3 protein-coding genes and 1 other annotated feature are annotated in these 2,485 nt (G+C 42.2%); all 3 genes read right to left on the bottom strand.

Annotation, left to right across the window (positions count from 1 at the left end; translation table 11 throughout):
• Positions 1–65: 65 nt before the first annotated feature.
• Complete coding sequence (rplL, locus tag GMD1S_RS07185) at positions 66–434, bottom strand: 50S ribosomal protein L7/L12 (RefSeq protein ID WP_001196971.1); 369 nt, start codon at positions 432–434, stop codon at positions 66–68.
• A 74-nt stretch (positions 435–508) separates the two neighbouring features.
• Positions 509–1,009, bottom strand: a complete 501-nt coding sequence (rplJ, locus tag GMD1S_RS07180) for a 50S ribosomal protein L10 (RefSeq protein WP_001287273.1) — start codon at positions 1,007–1,009, stop codon at positions 509–511.
• Between the two features lie 38 nt (positions 1,010–1,047).
• Positions 1,048–1,183 (bottom strand) — a sequence feature (ribosomal protein L10 leader region).
• 61 nt (positions 1,184–1,244) lie between these two features.
• Positions 1,245–2,485 (bottom strand): TRZ/ATZ family protein (locus GMD1S_RS07175; RefSeq protein WP_000293480.1); only part of this gene is annotated, 1,241 nt, incomplete at its 5' end.

The raw sequence follows: 2,485 nt of genomic DNA, 5'->3' as shown, positions 1-2,485 counted from the left end.
AAAAACCGCTACTCCTAAGAATAGCGGTTTTATCATGTTTTTAAGCTACTAATGTAGTTGCTCTATTATTTAAGAGTAACTGAAGCTCCAGCTTCTTCCAATTTAGCTTTGATTTCTTCAGCTTCTGCAGTTGGAACGCCTTCTTTGATGACACCTGGTGCACCATCAACAAGTTCTTTAGCTTCTTTAAGTCCAAGACCAGTGATTTCACGTACAACTTTGATAACGCCAACTTTTTTGTCACCAGCAGCTGTCAACTCAACGTCAAATGAGTCTTTAGCAGCACCAGCGTCAGCAGCACCAGTTGCAGCAACAGCTACAGGAGCAGCTGCAGTTACACCAAATTCTTCTTCGATAGCTTTTACAAGGTCGTTCAATTCAAGGATTGAAGCTTCTTTAATTTCAGCAATAATGTTTTCAATGTTCAATGCCATTGTTATTTCCTCCAAATAAGTTTTTAATTTTATAATAGTTTTTTCGTAGCTAAGCTACGCTGCGTAGCTTAAGATTAAGCTGCGTCTTCTTTGTTGTCTGCAACCGCTTTGACTGCAAGAGCAACGTTGCGCACTGGCGCTTGAAGTACAGAAAGGAGCATAGAAAGAAGTCCTTCGCGGTTTGGAAGAGTTGCAAGTGCAAGAATCTCTTCTTTTGATGCGACAGCGCCTTCGATTGCACCACCTTTGATTTCAAGTGCTTCAGCGTTTTTAGCAAAATCGTTCAAGATTTTCGCTGGTGCGATAACATCTTCGTTAGAAAATGCTACTGCAGATGGTCCAACAAATACTGATGCAAGATCTTCAAGACCAGCTTTTTCAGCTGCACGACGCAAGATTGAGTTTTTAATGACTTTATACTCAACTTCGCTTCCACGAAGCTCACGACGAAGAACTGTATCTTGCTCAACTGTCAAACCACGAGCGTCTACAACGACGATAGATGCAGCAGCTTTCATTTTTTCAGCTACTACGTCAACTAGTTCCGCTTTTTTAGCAATAATTGCTTCACTCATTAGTGTGTTCACCTCCGTAATTATTTTGCTTGGGGAATTTTTCCAAAAGAAAAACGCGCCCAAACCTAGACACGAAAGTACAATACGCTTCTTTTTACATGATACGTTTTGTCCTCGGTAGGATCTTTATGAGTCGAGCTCCCCTACTGTCTTAGGCAGTTTTTTCAAACCGTATATAAGTATAGCATAGACAAAAAAAGAATGCAAGATTTTTGCAAACTTTTTTTAAATTTTTTTAAATCTCTACTGTCAAAACTTTGCCTTGCTTAACCACCTGTTCTCCAGCGATATAAACATCTTCAACATCACTGGATTTGACAGCATAAACCAGATGAGAGAGCATATTTTTCTGAGGTTGAAGATGGATTTTTCCTTGTGGTTGAATGACCAGAAAATCCGCTTGCTTGCCAACTTCTAGGCTTCCTATCTGCTTTTCCATTCCTAGAACCTTAGCTCCTTCGATCGTCAATGCCTTAAGGGCTGTCTCGATAGGAAATTGGCTGGCATCTCCACTTTTCATCTTTTGAAGAAGGGCTGCAGTCCGTCCTTCCTCAAACATATCTAGATTGTTATTGGAAGCAACCGAGTCTGTCGCAATTCCGACTGCTACTCCTGCTTTTTGCAGTTGGATGATGGGAGCAATCCCTGAGGCCAGTTTGAGGTTACTGATAGGATTATGGGCGATGGCCACATGAGAAGTTGCCAAGCGTTCAATTTCTCGCTCGTTTAGCTCGACCCCATGAGCAAAGACAGACGGATGATCTAAATAACCCAGTTCTTCTAGAAAGGCGAGGGGACGTTTGCCATAGCGTTTGAGGATAATTCCTGACTCCTCCTTGGTCTCCGCTACATGGATATGGATAGGAATGTCCAGCTCTTTTGCCATATCTAAGCTCGCTTCCAGCAAGTCTCTACTACAGCTATATGGAGAATGAGGAGCTACCATAACCTTGAAATTTGGGTTTTCATATTCTAAGATTTCCTCTATGATGGCACGTGTTCTGCTTATGGTCTCAGCAGTTGTTTCTGCCTCTGAAGAAAAGAGGGTCGGTGAGAAATAACAACGCATCTTAGATGCCTTGACTGCCTGATAAATTTGCTCAATATCCACACCATTGGGATTATACATATCGTTGAAGGTTGTTGTCCCTGACTGGAGCATCTCTGTCAGAGCTTCTTTGACTGCCTTGGTAGTCATGTCGGGAGTAAATCCTGCTTCTGCCGGCCAGATATAGTCATTGAGCCATTCATGGAGGTTGCTGTCATCCCGAATCCCTCGCAAACCTGTCATAGCAGAATGGGTATGGCAATTAACCAAACCAGGCATGATCCAGGCTCCCTGATAGTCTATAATCTGCTCAGCTTGCTCTAAAATCTCTGGTTTCTCTTGACCGACATAGATGATTTGAGAGTCCTTAACGGCTAAGATACCATCCAAATAAACATGGAAATCTTGGTCACAAGTCACGATATTTA

This window comes from Streptococcus sp. GMD1S, from assembly GCF_000296875.1.
Lineage (GTDB): Bacteria > Bacillota > Bacilli > Lactobacillales > Streptococcaceae > Streptococcus.
Note: the sequence above shows the minus strand (reverse complement) of the source record. Positions and strands in the feature narration are given on the sequence as shown.

Excerpts from the sequence above, each read along its gene's own strand:
- rplJ (WP_001287273.1), bottom strand. The coding sequence starts at position 1,009 with ATGAGTGAAGCAATTATTGCTAAAAAAGCGGAACTAGTTGACGTAGTA.
- rplL (WP_001196971.1), bottom strand. The coding sequence starts at position 434 with ATGGCATTGAACATTGAAAACATTATTGCTGAAATTAAAGAAGCTTCA.